2 protein-coding genes and 2 pseudogenes are annotated in these 2,089 nt (G+C 63.3%); 2 read left to right on the plus strand and 2 right to left on the minus strand.

The features are described from left to right. Positions 1–578: prepilin peptidase (locus JCM25156_RS24860; RefSeq protein WP_159105001.1), on the minus strand; the 578-nt coding region annotated here is incomplete at its 3' end. A gap of 10 nt (positions 579–588) precedes the next feature. Beyond that, positions 589–1,223, minus strand: a pseudogene (gspG, locus tag JCM25156_RS32685) (type II secretion system major pseudopilin GspG). Here gspG and JCM25156_RS14625 point away from each other — a divergent pair. Then, on the plus strand, positions 1,110–1,526 hold the full coding sequence (locus tag JCM25156_RS14625) for a lytic transglycosylase domain-containing protein (protein WP_025813651.1): 417 nt from the start codon (positions 1,110–1,112) through the stop codon (positions 1,524–1,526). The pseudogene gspG and the gene JCM25156_RS14625 overlap by 114 nt on opposite strands. 104 nt (positions 1,527–1,630) lie before the next feature. After that, positions 1,631–2,089, plus strand: a pseudogene (locus JCM25156_RS14630) (hypothetical protein); the annotation flags it as partial.

Raw genomic sequence — 2,089 nt, forward strand, 5'->3', positions numbered from 1 at the left:
CACGCCCCGGCGGCGGCCAGAAGTTTCGCATCGCCCTGACCCAGCCCGTCATGCCCCCGCAGGCCGCGATACGCCCATGCAACCAGCCGGAAACCCGTGTAACCGAGCATCGCTGCGACTGCGTGGTCCACCAGTGCGCCGGTGCCGTCAGTTCGCATGTCAGCAGCCCGGCCAGAAGCAGCGGCAGGGTCAGCGCATCGGGCAGACGCAGGGTGCGCAGGTCGATCCAGCAGCGCCAGCAGCGTCCAGCCCAGAACGCACCCGGCCCACAGGCGCGTCATATCCGGCGGCGCGTGACCCCGCAGGCCGATGACGGTTATCGCCACCATGAGCGCGCCCAGTTCCACGGCGGTATGAAAGAAGCCGATCGGGGCATGGCAGGTCCGGCACCGGCCCCGCAGCAGGCCGTAACTGAGCAGGGGCAGGAGTTCATGCGGCCCCAGCGCCACGTTACAGGACTCACAGGCCGAACGCGCATGCACGACGGGACGCCGCCGGGGCAGGCGCGTGATCAGCACACCGGCGAACGACCCCATGAAGGGGGCGGCCAGCAGCGGCAGCAGCGTTTCATCCATCATGCCGGGCATCCTACGGATTGCAGATCTGATGGTCAGTGTTGTTGCTTCGCCCGCCGGGGCCTGTGGAGCACAGGTCATAGTCATGCCCGGCCCGTTCCGACGGGTTGCGGTAAATATAGGGATGGTTCCATGGATCGAGTGGCGCGCGCCCGTCCTTTACATAGGGGCCGTTCCACGTTTCGGCATCGGGCGGGCGGGTGACGAGCGCCTGCAGCCCTCATCGGTGGAGGGGTAGGAGCCGACATCCAGCTTGTACAGGTCAAGCACCTGCCCGATCCGCTCGATTGACTGATGCGCGATGGATGCGCGCGCCCCGCCAAGCTGGCGCAGGGCGGCAGGTGCGACCAGCCCGATCAGCAGGCCGAGAATGGCGATGACGACCAGAAGCTCGATCAGGGTAAAACCGGCCTCATGTAAATTCGGAGCCGGGGAGGGACGATATTGCCGTGAGGCGTGAACGAAACCTCGACTTTTACTTTTGTTGCAGGGAATATCAGGCAATACACGGCCATTCCCCCTGCCGGAGGCATCATGGGTGTTCCCTATCTGGGTTGCATGGCGCTTGTCGCGACCCTGTACCATCTGCCGCCGCGTGTCCTGCCCGCCATTCAGGCGGTGGAGGGGGGGTATCCCGGCCTTGAGCATATGAATGCGAACGGCACGCGCGACCTTGGCGTCATGCAGGTCAACACCGTGTGGCTGGAGCCGCTGGCGCGTTACACGCACAGCCCGGCGGCAATCGTGTACGGACGCCTGCGCAATGAGGCCTGCTATAATATCGCCGCCGCCGGGGCGATCATGCGGGCGCATCTGGACAGGGCGCATGGGGCACTGCTTGAGGCGATCGGCAACTACCATTCGAATACTCCGACCCTGAACCGGGCCTATCAGTTGCAGGTCCAGCAATCCGCCGCGCGGCTGTTCGTCACGGCAGATGCCGCGCCATAGGGCCAGCGGATTGTGCCGCGTGGCGCACTGTCTTCATTTCACATCATTTCTGGATAATTGCGGCAGGAACTGGAACTCCTTCATTCCCCGCGAGTTCCCGCATCATGAACGCGCGCGATTTTTTAGGCTGGTGGGTAAGGCAGATCAGCGATCTCCTGCCCGTCCGCACCCGCCGCGCGGAAGGGGCAGCAGGGGGCTATCAGGTCGAATACCGCTCCGATGTCGTTATTGTTCGTAAAAGTAATGAACAGGAAAATATTTTACAGATTTCCTGTCCATCCAGCAGGGCGGAAAAACCGGATGCCGCGTGGGTATTTACGCAGACCGCACCAGCCCTTCATGACGCCATGAAGGAGATGGTTGCCGTGCATGGCATGAACGACGCCATTCTTTATCCCGGCGATGATGCGTTGCTGGAGCGCGAGGTGACATTTCCCCTGCCGGCGGAAAGATCGCTTGAAAGCATCCTGTCTTATGAAATGGATCGGCTGACACCCTTCGCCGCGACCGATGTGGTGTTCGGCTGGACGGTGCTGCGGCGGGACGCCACGGCAGGGCGGGTG

It is taken from the genome of Komagataeibacter kakiaceti JCM 25156, from assembly GCF_000613305.1.